Below are 15,274 nucleotides of genomic sequence, written 5' to 3' on the forward strand. Positions count from 1 at the left end.
ATCGTGCTGTCACACAGCTTGTGTGCAATCGACCGATGTCCCTGCAACGCACGCCCAAAGCCCTGCTGGAGCTGGCCCCTGGCCAGCGCCACCTGAGCCTGCGCGAGCGTTCCCTGCTGCTGCTGGCCGAGGGCACGCCCCTGACCCAGCTGCAGGCCATGTACCACGGCCAGGGGGCGGCGCTGGTGCAGCGTCTGTTGGAGGACGGCTACCTGCAGCAACCCAGCGCTGCACGGACCACGGCAGCATCCGAGCCCCCCAGTGCCAGCGCCCCCATCAGCCTGGCGGGCGTGCGCATGCACCTGTTCGACCTGTGCGAACGCATGTTTGCCAACCGCCTGCACGACACCGCCCACCACCTGCGCCAGATGCTGCGCGAAGCCCGGGATGTGGACAGCATGCTGCACGCCCGCGATCAGCTGCTGGGCGCCGTGCACCTGCATGCCGGTGCCGAGCGGGCCGAAGCCCTGCGCCAGCAGCTGGCCGACATGCTGCCCGAGCGCAGCCTGGACACGCCCAGCTGAAGCGCTCTCAGCTCGCCATCAACGCGCCTGCAGGCGCCACAGCGAGGTGACTTCCTGCGCGCGCGCAGCGTGCAGCGGGTCGCTCGCGTCCTGTGCCTTGCCATGGCGCGGGCGCACGTCCAGCTTGCCCACCACCTGCAGGCCGGCGACCTCGATCCAGTCCAGCAGCTCGGCACGGCTGCGCAGGCCCAGGTGTTCGGCCAGGTCCGACAGGATCAGCCAGCCCTCACCCTGCGGCAGCAGGTGCGCGCGCAGACCGGTCAGAAAGCCCCGCAGCATGGCGCTGTGCTCGTCGTACACGGCCTGCTCCAGCGTGGTCACGGCGCGGGCCGGCAGCCAGGGCGGGTTGCAGACGATCAGGCCGGCCTGCCCTTCGGGGAACAGGTCGCAGGCCTGCAACTGCACGCGCTGCGACAGGCCCAGGCGCTGCAGATTCTCCTGGGCGCAGGCCAGGGCGCGTGGCGACAGGTCCGTGCCCACCACCTGGCGCACGCCGCGCTGCACCAGCAGCGCCGAGAGCACGCCCGTACCCACCCCGATGTCGAAGGCCAGCGCCTGGCCCACGGCCGGCAAGGGCGCCTGGGCGACCAGGTCCACATACTCTCCGCGCACCGGCGAGAACACGCCATAGTGCGGATGGATGCGCGCCTGCGCCCCCAGCACCGGCATGGCCACGCCCTTCTTGCGCCACTCATAGGCACCGACCACGCCCAGCAACTCGCGCAGCGCCACCGCCTGCACACCGGCATCACCGCTGGGTGCGCCCCAGGCCTGGGTGCAGGCTTCGCGCCAGTCGGGCGCACGGCGCAGTTGCATGCCGTAATCGGGCTGCAGCGGCACCAGCAGGCTGTTCAGCACCCGGGCGCGCTGGCCCTGGGCCTGGCGGTGCAGGTGGAAGGCCTGGGCCGAGCTGACCGGCTCCGCGGCCGGGCGTGGCTTGCCCCGGCCTGCGGCCTTGCCGGCCGGTTTGCGCGCGGGCTTGTCCAGGCGGCGCTTGAGCGCATCCAGCAGGTGCCGCGCGTTCTGGAAGTCTCCCTGCCACAACAGGGCCGTGCCCTCGCACGCCAGGCGGTAGGCGGTATCGGCGGACAGGGTGTCGTCCGCCACCACCACGCGGCGTGGCGCGGGCAGGCCGCTTTCACTGCGCCAAGCAGCTTGGTGGTCAACGCCTTGGTGGTGCCAGTGCAGCATGGAAATTTCCTTGGTCAGGGTACAAAAAAATCGGCCCGCCGAAGCGGGCCGTGGACAGCGATCAGTTCAAGGGCCGCTTGAGGCGGACTTCCTCGATCTTGATGCCGGCAATCACCGCCGTCTTGGCGGTCGACATCTCGCGCTTGAAGCCTGCCATCTCATGGAAATGCAGGGCACGCTCGTTGCGCAAAGGGACCCAGGCGGTGACGTTGGTGCAGCCTTCTTCGAGCAGGCCTTCGCGCGCAGCGTCCCACAGTGTCACGCCGACGCCCTTGTTCCAGTGCGAAGGGGCCGCGTAGATGGCCCAGATTTCGCCAGTGGTCTGGCGCGACTTCTCGTCACGGGAACGGTCAAAGCCAACAAAGCCTACGATCTTGTCGCCGTCGATGGCCACTTGCACTTGCGGCTCGCAGTACTCAATGGCCTCACGCCAGTAAGCTTGGCGCTTCTCGACGGAAGACATGGCTTTCAGTTGATCGTCAGGCACGATGCCACGGTAGGCTTCCAGCGCAGAAGCAGTGTGGATTTGTGCAATCGCCTTCGCATCGCGAAGGGTTGCAGGACGAACCTGGTAATTGGACATGGAAAAACCGGAAACGGGAACAGGTGTTGAAAACGAAAGTCGGCAATTGTCAGTGAAAACGGTTTTTCACCTCAGGCCTTTCGTTTGTAGCCATTTGCCCAAGTACGGCTGTATCCGGTTTCTTGCCCCTTCAAAAAGGATGTGCTAGGCCTGTCGCAGCGCAAGCCACGCCAGGCCATTCGGGGCGTTTTCAGAGTGGCAAGCGCTCAGTGCAAGCGCTTGAGGAGCGCCATGACACGCTCGAACTTGGCGCCATACGGGGGGTAGAGCCAAGCAGCAGGGCTCCATTTTGCTTGCAAAAAGACCCCCTTTTGGTGAGAAAAGCGTAAAAATCCATGCTCTCCGTGGTACGCCCCCCAGCCACTGGAGCCCACGCCGCCAAACGGCAGGTTGTCGTGCGCCACGTGCATCAGGGTGTCGTTGACGGTCACGCCACCGCTGACCGTGCGGCGCAGCACGCTGTCACGCTGCTGCACATCCTGCCCGAACCAGTACAGGGCCAGCGGCCGCTCCCCGGCGTTGATGGCCTTCACCACATCGTCCAGGTGGTCGTAGCTGATCACCGGCAGCAAGGGCCCGAAGATCTCCTCGCGCATGATGTCCATCTCAGAGTGCACGTTCCACACCAGGGCCGGTGTCATCTGGCGCTGCACCGCATCGCCCCAGCCGGGTGCGGCCGACGCGGGGCTGGCACTGGCAGGACCGGCCTCCAGCCACTGCACATGTGCGCCCTCGCTTTCCGCCTGCTGGGCCAAGTTGCGCAAGCGGTTGAAATGCTTCTGGTTGATGATGGCGGCGTAGTCCGGGTTGCCGGCCAGGGCGGGAAACAGCTGGGCCACGGCCTTGCGGTAGGCCTGCTCGAAAGCCTGCTCGCGCCCGCGCGGCAGCAGCAGGTAGTCGGGGGCGATGCAGGTCTGCCCGGCGTTCAGCAGCTTGCCGTGGGCAATGCGCACGGCGGCCTGTGCCAGATCGCAGTCGTTGCCGATGATGCAGGGGGACTTGCCACCCAGCTCCAGCGTGGTCGGCGTCAGGTGCTGGGCCGCGGCCATGGCCACCTTGCGGCCAACGGCGGTCGAACCGGTGAACACCAGGTGGTCGAAGGGCAGGCCGGCAAACTGGCTGGCCACCTGGGCATCGCCCTGGATGACGCAGAACTCCTCGGGGCTGAAGAACTGGCCGATCACGTGCGCCAGCTGGGCCGAGGTGTGCGGTGTCAGTTCGCTGGGCTTGAGCAGCACGCGGTTGCCGGCCGCTAGGGCCGCAATCGCCGGGCCCAGGGCCAGCTGCAGGGGATAGTTCCACGGCGAGATGATGCCCACCACCCCCAGCGGCTGGCGTTCGATGCGCGCCGTGGCGGGCAACAGGTGCAAGGGGGTCCAGACGCGCTGCGTGCGCATCCAGCGCTTGAGCTGGCGCAGCGTCTGTTGCAGCATGGTGCGCAGCACCATGAGGTCGGCCATCTCGGTCAACTGGGGAGAGCGCACGCCAAAGTCGGCCTGCACTGCGGCCGCCAGGGTGGTGCCATGTTCGTGCAGCAATTTCTGCAGGCGCAACAGGCGTTCTCGGCGCACCAGCTCGGGCACGTCCACGTGCTGGCGGCTGGCCTGGTATTGCAGCTCAAAGGCTTGCTGCCAGGGGGAAGGAAGGTGCATGCTGGCGTTGTCTCCGTCGCGTTCTCTCTCGTTGGGACCTTCCTGGGAAGGCCGGCTCAGCGCTCGTGGACTTCGCGGGGTTGCACGTCGCTCACATCACCGGCGACCTGGGACAGGATGCCGCCACGCTTGCTGCCGGGCGCAGTGCTGAAAGGGGGCGCCGTTTCGGCAGCCGCCGCCGATTGCGCCGCCATGCCGCCAAAACCGCCGGCGCGCTGGTACATGCTGGTCCAGCTGCTGGCCGCGCGCATGGGCATGACCCAGGGCGTCACAGGCTGACCGGTGAGCTTGGCCCACAGCGCCCGCAGCCCCCACAGGGCTGCCAGCAGACAGCCCACGGTGAGCAGGCTCAGAAAGAACACGACACCGACCATGAGCAGGACGATGCGGACGGTCCACCGGGTGGCCCAGTTCAAAAAATCGTTCAAAGCAATCCCTTTCTCGATGCGGCCAGCCCCTTGCGGCGCTGGCCGTTCCGGATCAGATGCTGCCGTCGGCAGCATCCAGGCCGAAATTGAAGACTCCGGGGGCCTGGACAGGGTCCACCGAAACCTCGATCCGGCTCTTGGGCGGGAACTTGCCTTCCAGCAACAGGCGCGAGAGCGGGTTCTCGATGCGCTGCTGGATGGCCCGCTTCAGCGGACGTGCGCCAAAGACCGGATCAAACCCTACTTTAGCCAACTCTGCCAAAGCAGGCGCTGTCACGTGCATTTCCAGGTCCATTTTTTGCAGACGGCGCTGCAGCAACTGCAGCTGGATCTGGGCAATGGCCTCGATGTGCGCCGCATCCAGGCCGTGGAAGACCACGGTTTCATCGATACGGTTGAGGAATTCGGGTCGGAAATGGGATTTAAGTTCCCCCCACACCGCATCCTTGATGTCCTCGCTGTCCTCACCGACCATGGCCTGGATCAGGTGCGAGCCGATGTTGCTGGTCATCACGATGACCGTGTTCTTGAAGTCCACGGTGCGGCCCTGGCCGTCCGTCAGGCGGCCATCGTCCAGCACCTGCAGCAGCACGTTGAACACGTCGGGGTGGGCCTTTTCCACCTCGTCCAGCAGCAGCACGCTGTAGGGCTTGCGGCGCACGGCCTCGGTCAGATAGCCACCTTCTTCATAGCCCACATAGCCGGGGGGCGCACCAATCAAGCGTGCCACGCTATGCTTTTCCATGAACTCGCTCATGTCGATGCGCACCAGGTGCTCTTCGCTGTCGAACATGAAACCGGCCAGCGCCTTGCACAGCTCGGTCTTACCCACGCCCGTGGGGCCCAGGAACAGGAAGCTGCCCAGCGGCTTGTTGGGGTCGGACAGGCCCGAGCGCGAGCGGCGGATGGCGTTGGCCACGGCCGAGATCGCCTCGTCCTGGCCCACCACGCGCTCGTGCAGCTTGGCTTCCATGTGCAGCAGCTTGTCCTTTTCGCCCTGCATCATCTTGGACACGGGAATGCCCGTGGCGCGGCTGACCACCTCGGCAATCTCTTCGGCCCCGACCTGGGTGCGCAGCAGCTTGTGCTTGGGCGCGGCGCCATCGGCCTCGCTGGCCTGGGCCTCGTTGAGCTGCTTTTCCAGCGCGGGCAGCTTGCCGTACTGCAGCTCGGCCACCTTGTTGAAGTCACCTTTGCGCTTGAGCTCTTCGATCTGGGTACGGATGGCATCCACTTCCTTGCGGATCTGCTCGGAGCCCTGGGCGCTGGCCTTTTCGGCCTTCCAGATTTCCTCCAGGTCGGCGTACTCGCGCTCCAGCTCGAGCAGTTCGTCCTCGATCAGCTGCAGGCGCTTTTGCGAGGCCTCGTCCTTTTCCTTCTTCATGGCCTCGCGCTCGATCTTCAGCTGGATCATGCGGCGCTCGAGCTTGTCCATGCTCTCGGGCTTGGAGTCGATCTCGATCTTGATCTTGGCCGCGGCCTCGTCGATCAGGTCGATGGCCTTGTCGGGCAGGAAGCGGTCGGTGATGTAGCGGTGGCTCAGCTCCGCTGCAGCAACGATAGCGGGGTCCGTAATGTCCACGCCATGGTGTGCCTCATAACGCACTTGCAGACCGCGCAGGATGGCGATGGTGTCCTCCACCGAGGGTTCTTCCACCAGCACCTTCTGGAAGCGCCGCTCCAGCGCCGCGTCCTTCTCGATGTACTTGCGGTACTCGTCCAGCGTGGTCGCGCCGATGCAGTGCAACTCGCCGCGCGCCAGCGCGGGCTTGAGCATGTTGCCGGCGTCCATGGCGCCTTCGGCCTTGCCAGCGCCGACCATAGTGTGGATTTCGTCGATGAACAGGATGATGCGGCCCTCGTCCTTGGCCACGTCATTGAGCACGGCCTTCAGCCGCTCCTCGAACTCGCCGCGGTACTTGGCGCCGGCCAGCAGGCCGGCCATGTCCAGCACCAGCACGCGCTTGTCTTTCAGAGTTTCGGGCACTTCGCCCTCGACGATGCGCTGCGCCAGGCCTTCGACGATGGCGGTTTTGCCCACGCCGGGCTCACCGATCAGCACGGGATTGTTCTTGCTGCGGCGCTGCAGCACCTGGATGGCGCGGCGGATCTCGTCGTCGCGGCCGATCACCGGGTCCAGCTTGCCCATGCGGGCGCGCTCGGTCAGGTCCAGGGTGTATTTCTTCAGGGCCTCGCGCTGGCTTTCGCCTTCGGCGCTGTCCATGGTCTGGCCGCCGCGCACGGCGCTGATGGCGGCCTCCATGGCCTTGCGGGTCAGACCATGCTCCTTGGCGATCTTGGCGGCCTTGGTGTCGCTGTCGGCCAGCGCCAGCACAAACAGTTCGCTGGCGATGAACTGGTCACCGCGCTTGATGGCTTCCTTTTCCGTGGCCTGCATCAGCTTGCCCAGCTCGGAGCCGATGGTGACCTGGTCGTGGCCCTGAACCTCGGGCAACTGCTTGACGGCGTTTTCCACGGCCGTGGACATGGCCGCCACATTGGCGCCGGCGCGCTGCAGCAGGGCCTTGGGGCCGTCGTTCTGGCGCAGCATGGCGGCCAGCAGGTGCAGGGGGTCGATGTAGGCGTGGTCGTTGCCCAGGGCCAGGGTCTGGGCGTCGGCCAGGGCTTCCTGGAATTTGGTGGTGAGCTTGTCGATGCGCATGGGTGGCTTCCTTCAACAGCAAATCAATAACTGCTTCACAGCTAAGGGCTTGCCCAGGGTTTTCAAGGGGCTGCCTGGCCTGAAAAGGCCCCATCCATCCGGCCCGTGATGCCAGCTTGTGCCGCAAAGTTCCTTGCAATCTTTTGAATCTTGTCATCAAGTGCATTGAATGCTGTGTCAGAGGGTGCCTTCTAGACTGCCTGCTTTTGCCCCCTTTGTCCCGCACCATGCCCTCCTCCCCCGCCCACCGCTACACCACCACCGCGATTGCCCTGCACTGGGTGCTGGCCGCCGCCCTGCTGGGTCTGCTGGTGTTCGGCTGGTACATGGTGGGACTGCCGTTCTCGCCCGCCAAGCTCAAGTACTACAACTGGCACAAGTGGGCCGGCGTGACCATCCTGCTGCTGAGCGTGCTGCGCCTGGTCTGGCGCCTGGCCCACCGCCCACCGGCCCTGCCTGCGCGCATGGCCGCTGCCATGCCGCGCTGGCAGCACCTGGCCCACCATGGCGTGCACCACCTGCTGTACGCGCTGTTCTTCGCCGTGCCGCTGATTGGCTGGGCCTACAGCTCGGCGGCGGGCTTTCCCATCGTCTGGTTCGGCCTGTGGCAGCTGCCCGACTTCGTGCCCGCCAGCCCCGCCCTGGCCGAGGCCATCAAGCCCTGGCACGAGCTGAGCGCGTACGCCCTGCTGGGCCTGGCCGGCCTGCACATCGCCGCTGCGCTCAAGCACCAGGTGATCGACCGCGACGGGCTGCTGCGCCGCATGTGGCCCGGCAGCGCACGCTGACCCCCTTCCATCCCATTGTTTGCGAATGCCACAAGGATTGACCATGACTTTCACCTCCCCACTGCGTGCCACCGTGCTGGCCAGCGCCGCCCTGCTGGGCACCGCCGCCATGGCGCAGCAGGCCCTGGTGCCTGCGCAAAGCAGTATCCAGTTCAGCGCCAAGCAGCTCGGCGTGCCCGTCAGCGGCCACTTCAAGCAGTTCAGCGCACAGGTGCAGTTCGACACCGCCAAGCCCGAGACCAGCAAGATCCACTTCACCGTGGACACCGGCAGCGCCACCATGGGCTCCAAGGAGACCGACAGCAACCTGTTCAGCGCCGACTGGTTCAACATCGCCAAGTTCCCCAAGGCCACGTTCGACTCCAGCGCCGTCAAGGCCCTGGGTGGCGGCAAGTACCAGATCGACGGCACGCTGACCATCAAGGGCCAGGCGCAGAAGGTCTCCGTGCCCGTGCAGCTGGCGCAATCAGGTGCCACCACCACGGCGTCCGGGACGCTGCCGCTCAAGCGCCTGAGCTTCAAGATCGGCGACGGCGACTGGGCCGACACCTCCATGGTGGCCGACGAGGTGAACGTGCAGTTCAAGCTGGCCCTGACCGGCGTGGGCAAGCTCTAAAGCCTGTTTTGGAAGCAGCTGGCGCCCGCTGCACTTAGTTTTCCTATGCTTTATGGCTTGAAACCTAATGAATGCGCGCGCAGGCAGCTCTCTTTTTTATCTGTGTTCTTTGTTCCCGCTTTTCACCAAGGAGATTCCACCATGCGCTCGACCCTGATTGCTTTGGCTGCCACCGGCCTGCTGGCCACCGCCGCCCACGCGGCCCCTGCGGCCTACGCCATCGACCCCACCCACACCTTCGCGACCTTCGAGATCGACCACTTCGGCGCCTCGACCAACCGCGTGCGCTTCGACAAGAAGAGCGGCACCGTGCAGTTCGACAAGGCCGGCAAGAGCGGCAAGGTGGAAGTGGCGCTGGACATGAACTCGGTGAACTCCGGCACCGCCGCTTTCGACAAGCACCTCAAGAGCGCGGAAATCTTCAACGCCGAGAAGTTTCCCGAAGCCAAGTTCGTCTCCGACAAGTTCGTCTTCGACGGCGACAAGCTCAAGGAAGTGACCGGCCAGCTGACCCTGAACGGCCAGACCCACCCCATCACCATCAAGTCCAACAAGTTCACCTGCTACGACAGCCCCATGCTCAAGCGCGAAGTCTGCGGCGGCGACTTCGAGGCGACCATCGACCGCACCCAGTGGGGCGTGAACTACGGCGTGGACTGGGGCTTCCCCAAGAACGTGCGTCTGGTGCTGCAGATGGAAGCCGTCAAGCAGTAAGCGCGGCACAGTACACGCGGGACGACGGTCTTTGGTCAGCCCTCCCTCGCCAAGCAAAAAACGGGCTCCTGGGCCCGTTTTTTCATGCCCGCGCCGTGCAGCGGGGTGTGCGCTTCACAGCGGCGGGTGGTGCTCGGCCAGCAGCTGCAGCATCGCGGCGTTGAACAGTGGCAGGTCCTCCGGCGTGCGGCTGGTGACCAGCTGGCGGTCGGCCACCACCACCGGGCTGTCCTCATAGCTGGCACCCGCGTGCTGCAGGTCATCCGCAATCTGCGCCACGCCGGTCATGGCGCGGCCGCGCACCACGCCGGCACTGACCAGCAGCAGCGGGCCGTGGCAGATGGCGAAGATCGGCAGCCTGCGCGCATCGCAGTCACGCACGAACTGCAGCACCCGCGGGTCGCGGCGCAGCACGCCGGGCGAACGCCCGCCGGGGATCAGCAGGCCCGCATAGTCGGCCGCCCGCGCCTGGTTGATGCCCAGATCGATGCGCAGCGGCAGTTGCTCCGCGCGGCTCTTGACGATGCGCCCTGGCTCCACATCGATGTGGAAGATGGCATAGCCTGCGGCCCGCAGGGCGTCCACGGGCGAGAGGTATTCGCTGTCCTCAAACCCCTCGGTGACCAGCACAGCAATCGACCGGCTCATGGCAGCCCTCCTTGGACCAGGTGGATCCTGCCGGCCATGGTGGCCCGCCACGCAGCCGGCGTCTGTCGGCCAAGGCGGCGCCCCGCTGTCGCCCGGGCCTGACGCCGTCGTGCGGTGTGCGTTGGGGGCATGGCAGCACCGCCGGCCACCGGGGAGGCCCGTCGCGCCCCGGTGGCCGGCGCAGGGCGTCAGTGGGCGGGGGTCTCGGCCCAGCGGGCCAGGGCCTGTTCGTCGCTGACGCGTGCATCCACCCAACGTGCACCTTCGGGGGTCTGCTCTTTTTTCCAAAACGGGGCCTCGGACTTCAGGTAGTCCATGATGAACTCGCAGGCCTGAAAGCTCATGCCGCGGTGGGCCGAGGTGACGGCCACCAGCACGATCTGGTCCAGGGGCTGCAGCGGCCCGATGCGATGGATCACGCGCGCACCGAAGATGCCGAAACGCGCCACGGCGCGGTCGATGATGGCCTCGATGCACTTTTCCGTCATGCCGGGGTAGTGCTCCAGCTCCATGGCCGAGACACTGGCGCCCTCGTTGCGGTCGCGCACCGTGCCGACGAAGCTGCACACCGCCCCCACGCGCGCATCGCCCGCGCGCAGCGCGGCCAGCTCGGCGGAAACATCAAAATCTTGGTGCTGGATCAAAACACGGGGTGCAGTCATGGCGCAGATTGTGGCGTAGGTCGCGCAGCACATGCCCACATGCCAGCGAAACCCTGCCCAGCCACGGTAGCATTGCGGCCCCGCGGCTTTTCGCCACCCTCTTTTTTTGTCTTTCGCATGGCCACCCAAACCATCGACACGCCGGAGTACATGCTGTACCCCTCGCCCCGCAACGAACACCGTGTGGTGTTCGAGCACCAGTGCTTCGTGCCCCACCCCTACGCCATCATCCACCTGCCGGACTACGACTTCGAGGGCCGGGCCACGCTGTTCTCGGCCCAGCGCAAGCAGGACGGCCGCATGGGCCAGCTGGTGACCTGTGAGCTGGAAATCGACATCGTGCGTTTCGAGCGTCTGTTCGACCCCGACTGAGCGCCCCCGATGGACGACACCAGCCAGATCCAGCCCCCGGCCAGTTTTGCCGACCTGTTCCGCAGCCGCGCCGGCGTGCTCAAAACGCCGATCGCCGAAGTCGTGGCGCGCTACGAGCTGTGCGAGGACCTGGCCTGCCACCTGGTGGAGCAGGCCCAGACCCTGTACCACAGCGGCAACTCCAGCGAGGAAGGTGTGCTGCTGGGCTTTCACAGCGCGCTGGCGGCCGAGGGCTCGGTCGTCACGGCCGTGGAAGCCGGCTGGGTGATCCAGCGCCTGGCCGAGCTGCTGGAGTGGAAGGCACCGCGGCTCCCCAACGGCACGGAATCTGCCTGAAATACGCCTTCAGCCCAGCATCCACGCGCGCTGACTGCTCACAGAAAAGCCGCCCCCAGGGGCGGCTTTTGCATGCCGGCACCACCCCGACTCAGGCAGCCACGGCCGGGGCCTGCGCCTTGTCCAGCAGGAAGGCCATCAGCGTCTGCTGGGCCTTGGTCTGGTAGCGCGACGGCATGTGCAGCAGGTACAGGTTGGAGCGCAGGAAGGCCAGGTCGCGCTGCGGCACGGACAGCCGCAACAGGTGGCCGGAGGCGATCTCGTCGGCCACCATGTAGTCCGGCACCAGGCCGGCGCCCAGGCCCTGCAGGATGGCGTCGCGCAGAAAGAAGAAGTTGGCCGACATCAGCCGCGGGCGGATGTCCGCGCTCTGGCCGGCCAGCTTGAGCTTCTCACCCGTCAGCTCCGAGGTGATCAGCGGCAGCTGCTTGAGCGCGGCCAGCGTCTGCACCGGACCGTAGTCCGCCACCAGCTGCGGTGCAGCACAGGCCGCGTATTCGACCGTGCCCAGGTTGTGCGTCACCAGGTGGCTGGGCGCATCGCCCATGACGCGGATGGCAAAGTCCACCGCGCCCTTGACCAGGTCCTCGATGGCGTTGTCGAAGATCACCTCCAGCGTCACCTCCGGATAGCGGCGCATGAACTCCATCAGCCACGCCGCCATGGTGTGCTGGCCGTAGCCGCTGGGCACGCTCAGGCGCACCGTGCCGCCCAGGCTGCGCCCCAGGTGCTGCAGCGACTCCTCGGCCGCCATCAGCTCGTGGCGGATTTTCTTGCCGTGCGCATACAGCTGGCGCCCCAGCGCCGTGGGCTCCAGCTGGCGCGTGCTGCGCTTGAGCAGCTCGGCCCCCAGGCTTTTCTCGAAGTGGTTCAGCCGCTTGCTGACGTTGGCGCGGCTCATGCCCAGCTTCTGCGCCGCACGGCTGAGGTTGCCGCTGTCGATGATGTCCACCAGCAAGGCCAGGGCGTTCAGGTCCATTGTCAACTTTCGGTTTTCATATCTGTTGAATATTAATTGCAATTGTCAAAAATTAATACCAATCCGACAATGCAAGCACTATGCGATGGCCGCCGCAGTTGCGACAGGCCACCCTGACGGAGACCCACACCCATGCCTGCATCCACCCACGCGGCCCCCCTCCCCCTGGCGGGGGTCCGCGTCCTTGACCTGTCCCGCGTGCTGGCCGGCCCCATGTGCGCCATGGCCCTGGCCGACCTGGGCGCCGACGTCATCAAGGTCGAGCACCCGGCCCGCGGCGACGACACCCGCGACTGGGGCGTGCGCGTCGGCACGCGCAACACCTCCTACTTCAACAGCGCCAACCGCAACAAGCGCTCCATCACCCTGGACCTGCAAAGCCCGCAGGGCGCGCAGATCGCCAAGGATCTGGCGGCGCAGTGCGACGTGGTGATCCAGAACTTCAAGGTCGGTGGCGCCGAAAAGCTGGGCCTGGGCTACGAGCAGCTGCAGGCGCTGAACCCGCGGCTGGTGTACTGCTCAATCTCGGGCTATGCCCGCTTCACGCCCGAGGCCCAGCGCCCCGGCTACGACCTGGTGGTGCAGGGCGAATCGGGCGTCATGGCCACCAATGGCGAATACGGCCAGGGTCCGCTGAAGTTCGGCGTGGCCGCCGTGGACATGTTCACCGGCATGTACTCCGCCCAGGCCATCCTGGCGGCCCTGTTCGCCCGCCAGCGCAGCGGCCTGGGGCGCCATGTGCAGATGGCCCTGTACGACTGCGGGGTGATGATCACCTCCTACTACGGCATGGAAGCCCTGCTCAAGGACGGGGACCCGCCCAAGTTCGGCAATGCCCACCCGTCCATCGTGCCCTACGGCGTGTTCGAGGCCGCCGACGGCCCGCTGGTCATCACCGTGGGCAACAACGGCCAGTTCCAGCGCTTTTGCCAGGACGTGATCCAGCGCCCCGACTGGGCGGCCGACGAGCGCTTTGCCACCAACACCGGCCGCTCGGACCACCGCGAGCTGCTGCTGCCGCAGATCCGCCAAGCCCTGCAGGGCTTCACGCGGGCCGAGCTGCTGGAGCGTCTGGTGCGCGCGCAGATTCCCTGTGGCGAGGTGCTGGGCATGCTGGACGCGCTGCAGTCCGAGCGCACCGCCCAGGCCGGCCTGCTGCACCGCTACGACGACGCCGAAGCCGGCGCCCAGGCCGTGCTGGCTCCGCCCTATGCCATGGACGGCCAACGCCTGCCCGTGCGCCGCCCGCCCCCGCACCTGGGCGAGCACACCCACAGCGTGCTGCAGGAGCTGCTGCAGCTGGACACCGCGGCCCTGGCCGCATTGCAGGAAAACGGCGTCATCTGACGCCCGTGTTTGTACAACAAGGAGACATCGCATGAACCCCTCATCCATCCGCCGCCGCCAGTTGCTGGCCTGGAGTGCCGCCGCCCCGCTGCTGGGCTGGACCGGTTACAGCCGGGCCCAGGCCGCCTGGCCCAGCAAGATCATCAAGATGGTCGTGGCCTTCCCCGCGGGCGGCCCCACCGACACGGCGGCACGCATCGTGGCGCAAAAGCTGAGCGAGCGCCTGGGCCAGCAGATCATCATCGAGAACAAGCCCGGCGCTTCCGGCTCCATCGGCACCGCCAGCTTCATCAAGAGCCCGGCCGACGGCTACAACCTGTCCATGTTCGGCATGCCGGCCCTGCTGGCGCCGCTGATGTACAAGAACAATGCCTACGACGTGACCAAGGACTTCGCCGCCGTCGCCACCGTCTACGACCTGCCCATGGCGATCGTGGTCAACCCCGCGGTGATTCCGGGCGTGGACGACCTGGCCGGCCTGATCCGTTTCATCAAGGAGAGCAAGGAGCCGCTGAACTTCACCAGCTCGGGCACCGGCAGCTTCGGCCACCTGGCGATGGAGCAGCTCAAGGAACTGGGCAAGTTCGACCTGATGCACGTTCCCTACCGTGGCAGCGCCCCGGCCGTGGCGGACCTGCTGGGCGGGCAGATCGGCATCATGTTTGCCGACGTGGTGGCGGCCCTGCCCCACATCCATGCCGGCAAGCTCAAGGCCATCGCCCTCAGCTCGCCCAATGCCAAGGCCTTGCTGCCCAAGACCAGGACCGTGTCCGAACAAGGCTTCCCAGGCTTTGACTTCGACTCCTGGGGCGGCCTGATCGCCCCCCTGGGCACGCCCCAGGCCATTCTTGACCGCATCGCCAGCGAAACGCGCGACATCGTGGCCAAGGACAAGGAACTGCAGCAAAAGCTGCTGACGGCCGGCGCAATCGCCTCGTTCCAGGACGGCAAGCAGATGCAGGCGCGCCTGAACAAGGACTATGAGCGCTGGAGCGCCATCGTCAAGGCCAAGGGCATCAGCGCCACCTGAGCCCCGCCGCAGGACGCAGCCCCCAAGCCATCCCCGTGCCACATGGGGATGGCTTTTTTTTAGGGCTGGCCTCACGCCGGGGCGCAGGGCCTGGAGCAACCGCAGCCAGGCACCCGCAAGGGCGCGCCGGTCTGCTGTCAGGCCGAAGCGGCCTGGGCCCAGTCGGCGTAGCGGTTCAGGATGCGCTGCACCTGGCCGTGGGTCCACGGCCCGCCCTTGGCGGCGGGAATGCCGCGCGCGTTGAGCAGCTCGGCCATCTTGCGGTGCGTCAGGCCCTGCGCCACGAATTCGGCAAACAGCGCTTCGTGCTGCTTGGCAAAAGCGTCTGCGGCGCTCTTGCGCTTTTCCACTGTGGCACGGAGGTTGTCCGCACCGGCCTTGCCCAGCTGCACGCCGCGGGCCTTGGCCTCGCTCAGGGCCTGGCGCGTGCGGCGGCTGATGGCGGCATCCACCTGCTTGGGTGCATCACTCATGGCTCAGCCCCCGGTGACAGGGGGAAAGAACGCGACTTCATCGCCGGCCTTCAGGGGCGCATCGCCCTGGCACAGGTCCTGGTTCAGGGCCATGCGCACGGCCTTGCCCGGGGCCAGGGCGGCCGCGGCCGCGGGGCTGCGGGTCATCAGCGCCTCACGCAGCGCCCCCACGGTGGTGGCACTGGTCTGCAGCGCTTCGCTGCCGGTGCCCATGGCCTCGCGGATGGAGGCAAAGTAACGCACGGTGATATTCATAGAGTTGTTCTCCG

The 15,274-nt window shown here is 66.5% G+C and carries 18 protein-coding genes; 8 read left to right on the top strand and 10 right to left on the bottom strand.

The features are described from left to right. The first annotated feature begins 35 nt into the window (after window positions 1–35). On the top strand, window positions 36–524 hold the full coding sequence (locus tag FYM52_RS08315; RefSeq protein WP_154163739.1) for a hypothetical protein: 489 nt from the start codon (window positions 36–38) through the stop codon (window positions 522–524). A gap of 18 nt (window positions 525–542) precedes the next feature. On the opposite strand, the gene FYM52_RS08320 is transcribed toward FYM52_RS08315, so the two are convergent. The 5 genes from FYM52_RS08320 to clpB form a co-directional block, all read right to left on the bottom strand. After that, window positions 543–1,715, bottom strand: coding sequence for a class I SAM-dependent methyltransferase (locus FYM52_RS08320; protein ID WP_154163740.1), 1,173 nt, complete (start codon window positions 1,713–1,715; stop codon window positions 543–545). Between the two features lie 61 nt (window positions 1,716–1,776). Then, window positions 1,777–2,298 carry a GNAT family N-acetyltransferase gene (locus FYM52_RS08325; protein WP_042411160.1) on the bottom strand — a complete coding sequence of 174 codons (522 nt, stop codon included), beginning with the start codon at window positions 2,296–2,298 and terminating at the stop codon, window positions 1,777–1,779. 206 nt (window positions 2,299–2,504) lie between these two features. After that, window positions 2,505–3,950 (bottom strand): coniferyl aldehyde dehydrogenase, encoded by a 1,446-nt coding sequence (locus FYM52_RS08330; RefSeq protein WP_045267284.1) that lies wholly within the window; start codon window positions 3,948–3,950, stop codon window positions 2,505–2,507. A gap of 56 nt (window positions 3,951–4,006) precedes the next feature. Beyond that, window positions 4,007–4,378 carry a hypothetical protein gene (locus FYM52_RS08335; protein ID WP_154163741.1) on the bottom strand — a complete coding sequence of 124 codons (372 nt, stop codon included), beginning with the start codon at window positions 4,376–4,378 and terminating at the stop codon, window positions 4,007–4,009. Window positions 4,379–4,430: 52 nt separating this feature from the next. After that, window positions 4,431–7,040 (bottom strand): ATP-dependent chaperone ClpB, encoded by a 2,610-nt coding sequence (gene clpB, locus FYM52_RS08340; protein WP_154163742.1) that lies wholly within the window; start codon window positions 7,038–7,040, stop codon window positions 4,431–4,433. Between the two features lie 227 nt (window positions 7,041–7,267). Between clpB and FYM52_RS08345 the strand changes: the two genes are divergently transcribed. The 3 genes from FYM52_RS08345 to FYM52_RS08355 all read left to right on the top strand — a co-directional run bounded on the left by FYM52_RS08345 (window position 7,268) and on the right by FYM52_RS08355 (window position 9,158). Then, window positions 7,268–7,828: a cytochrome b gene (locus FYM52_RS08345; RefSeq protein WP_154163743.1), complete on the top strand. Its 561-nt coding sequence runs from the start codon at window positions 7,268–7,270 to the stop codon at window positions 7,826–7,828. Between the two features lie 43 nt (window positions 7,829–7,871). Beyond that, window positions 7,872–8,444 (top strand): YceI family protein, encoded by a 573-nt coding sequence (locus tag FYM52_RS08350; protein ID WP_154163744.1) that lies wholly within the window; start codon window positions 7,872–7,874, stop codon window positions 8,442–8,444. Between the two features lie 141 nt (window positions 8,445–8,585). Then, entirely contained in the window at window positions 8,586–9,158 is a 573-nt protein-coding gene (locus tag FYM52_RS08355; RefSeq protein ID WP_042411173.1) for a YceI family protein, read from the top strand. Window positions 9,159–9,272: 114 nt separating this feature from the next. Here the strand turns inward: FYM52_RS08355 and FYM52_RS08360 are convergent, their stop codons facing one another. Further along, window positions 9,273–9,806, bottom strand: a complete 534-nt coding sequence (locus FYM52_RS08360; protein ID WP_154163745.1) for a type 1 glutamine amidotransferase domain-containing protein — start codon at window positions 9,804–9,806, stop codon at window positions 9,273–9,275. Between the two features lie 188 nt (window positions 9,807–9,994). Further along, window positions 9,995–10,468 carry a molybdopterin synthase catalytic subunit MoaE gene (gene moaE, locus FYM52_RS08365; RefSeq protein ID WP_154163746.1) on the bottom strand — a complete coding sequence of 158 codons (474 nt, stop codon included), beginning with the start codon at window positions 10,466–10,468 and terminating at the stop codon, window positions 9,995–9,997. Window positions 10,469–10,585: 117 nt separating this feature from the next. Between moaE and FYM52_RS08370 the strand changes: the two genes are divergently transcribed. Together FYM52_RS08370 and FYM52_RS08375 are read left to right on the top strand one after the other, a co-directional pair. Beyond that, a complete protein-coding gene (locus FYM52_RS08370; protein ID WP_045267287.1) occupies window positions 10,586–10,840 on the top strand; it encodes a hypothetical protein in 255 nt (84 codons plus the stop codon). Between the two features lie 9 nt (window positions 10,841–10,849). After that, the gene (locus FYM52_RS08375; protein ID WP_154163747.1) at window positions 10,850–11,176 is read left to right on the top strand and encodes a hypothetical protein; all 327 of its coding nucleotides are present in this window, start codon (window positions 10,850–10,852) and stop codon (window positions 11,174–11,176) included. Between the two features lie 91 nt (window positions 11,177–11,267). Here the strand turns inward: FYM52_RS08375 and FYM52_RS08380 are convergent, their stop codons facing one another. Continuing rightward, entirely contained in the window at window positions 11,268–12,155 is an 888-nt protein-coding gene (locus tag FYM52_RS08380; protein ID WP_043379191.1) for a LysR family transcriptional regulator, read from the bottom strand. Window positions 12,156–12,287: 132 nt separating this feature from the next. Here FYM52_RS08380 and FYM52_RS08385 point away from each other — a divergent pair, with 132 nt between their 5' ends. After that, on the top strand, window positions 12,288–13,502 hold the full coding sequence (locus FYM52_RS08385) for a CaiB/BaiF CoA-transferase family protein (protein WP_154163748.1): 1,215 nt from the start codon (window positions 12,288–12,290) through the stop codon (window positions 13,500–13,502). Between the two features lie 31 nt (window positions 13,503–13,533). Further along, entirely contained in the window at window positions 13,534–14,532 is a 999-nt protein-coding gene (locus FYM52_RS08390; protein ID WP_043379181.1) for a tripartite tricarboxylate transporter substrate binding protein, read from the top strand. 137 nt (window positions 14,533–14,669) lie between these two features. Here the strand turns inward: FYM52_RS08390 and FYM52_RS08395 are convergent, their stop codons facing one another. After that, window positions 14,670–15,005 carry a recombinase family protein gene (locus FYM52_RS08395; RefSeq protein WP_154163749.1) on the bottom strand — a complete coding sequence of 112 codons (336 nt, stop codon included), beginning with the start codon at window positions 15,003–15,005 and terminating at the stop codon, window positions 14,670–14,672. A 3-nt stretch (window positions 15,006–15,008) separates the two neighbouring features. After that, window positions 15,009–15,260 carry a molybdopterin converting factor subunit 1 gene (gene moaD / locus FYM52_RS08400; protein ID WP_154163750.1) on the bottom strand — a complete coding sequence of 84 codons (252 nt, stop codon included), beginning with the start codon at window positions 15,258–15,260 and terminating at the stop codon, window positions 15,009–15,011. Window positions 15,261–15,274 lie beyond the last annotated feature (14 nt).

Source organism: Comamonas sp. CAH-2, assembly GCF_009668305.1.
GTDB lineage: Bacteria > Pseudomonadota > Gammaproteobacteria > Burkholderiales > Burkholderiaceae_C > Comamonas > Comamonas aquatica.

Coding starts and splice junctions, on each gene's coding strand:
- FYM52_RS08315 (WP_154163739.1), top strand. CDS start 36: ATGTCCCTGCAACGCACGCCCAAAGCCCTGCTGGAGCTGGCCCCTGGC.
- FYM52_RS08320 (WP_154163740.1), bottom strand. CDS start 1,715: ATGCTGCACTGGCACCACCAAGGCGTTGACCACCAAGCTGCTTGGCGC.
- FYM52_RS08325 (WP_042411160.1), bottom strand. CDS start 2,298: ATGTCCAATTACCAGGTTCGTCCTGCAACCCTTCGCGATGCGAAGGCG.
- FYM52_RS08330 (WP_045267284.1), bottom strand. CDS start 3,950: ATGCACCTTCCTTCCCCCTGGCAGCAAGCCTTTGAGCTGCAATACCAG.
- clpB (WP_154163742.1), bottom strand. CDS start 7,040: ATGCGCATCGACAAGCTCACCACCAAATTCCAGGAAGCCCTGGCCGAC.
- FYM52_RS08345 (WP_154163743.1), top strand. CDS start 7,268: ATGCCCTCCTCCCCCGCCCACCGCTACACCACCACCGCGATTGCCCTG.
- FYM52_RS08350 (WP_154163744.1), top strand. CDS start 7,872: ATGACTTTCACCTCCCCACTGCGTGCCACCGTGCTGGCCAGCGCCGCC.
- FYM52_RS08355 (WP_042411173.1), top strand. CDS start 8,586: ATGCGCTCGACCCTGATTGCTTTGGCTGCCACCGGCCTGCTGGCCACC.
- FYM52_RS08360 (WP_154163745.1), bottom strand. CDS start 9,806: ATGAGCCGGTCGATTGCTGTGCTGGTCACCGAGGGGTTTGAGGACAGC.
- moaE (WP_154163746.1), bottom strand. CDS start 10,468: ATGACTGCACCCCGTGTTTTGATCCAGCACCAAGATTTTGATGTTTCC.
- FYM52_RS08370 (WP_045267287.1), top strand. CDS start 10,586: ATGGCCACCCAAACCATCGACACGCCGGAGTACATGCTGTACCCCTCG.
- FYM52_RS08375 (WP_154163747.1), top strand. CDS start 10,850: ATGGACGACACCAGCCAGATCCAGCCCCCGGCCAGTTTTGCCGACCTG.
- FYM52_RS08380 (WP_043379191.1), bottom strand. CDS start 12,155: ATGGACCTGAACGCCCTGGCCTTGCTGGTGGACATCATCGACAGCGGC.
- FYM52_RS08385 (WP_154163748.1), top strand. CDS start 12,288: ATGCCTGCATCCACCCACGCGGCCCCCCTCCCCCTGGCGGGGGTCCGC.
- FYM52_RS08390 (WP_043379181.1), top strand. CDS start 13,534: ATGAACCCCTCATCCATCCGCCGCCGCCAGTTGCTGGCCTGGAGTGCC.
- FYM52_RS08395 (WP_154163749.1), bottom strand. CDS start 15,005: ATGAGTGATGCACCCAAGCAGGTGGATGCCGCCATCAGCCGCCGCACG.
- moaD (WP_154163750.1), bottom strand. CDS start 15,260: ATGAATATCACCGTGCGTTACTTTGCCTCCATCCGCGAGGCCATGGGC.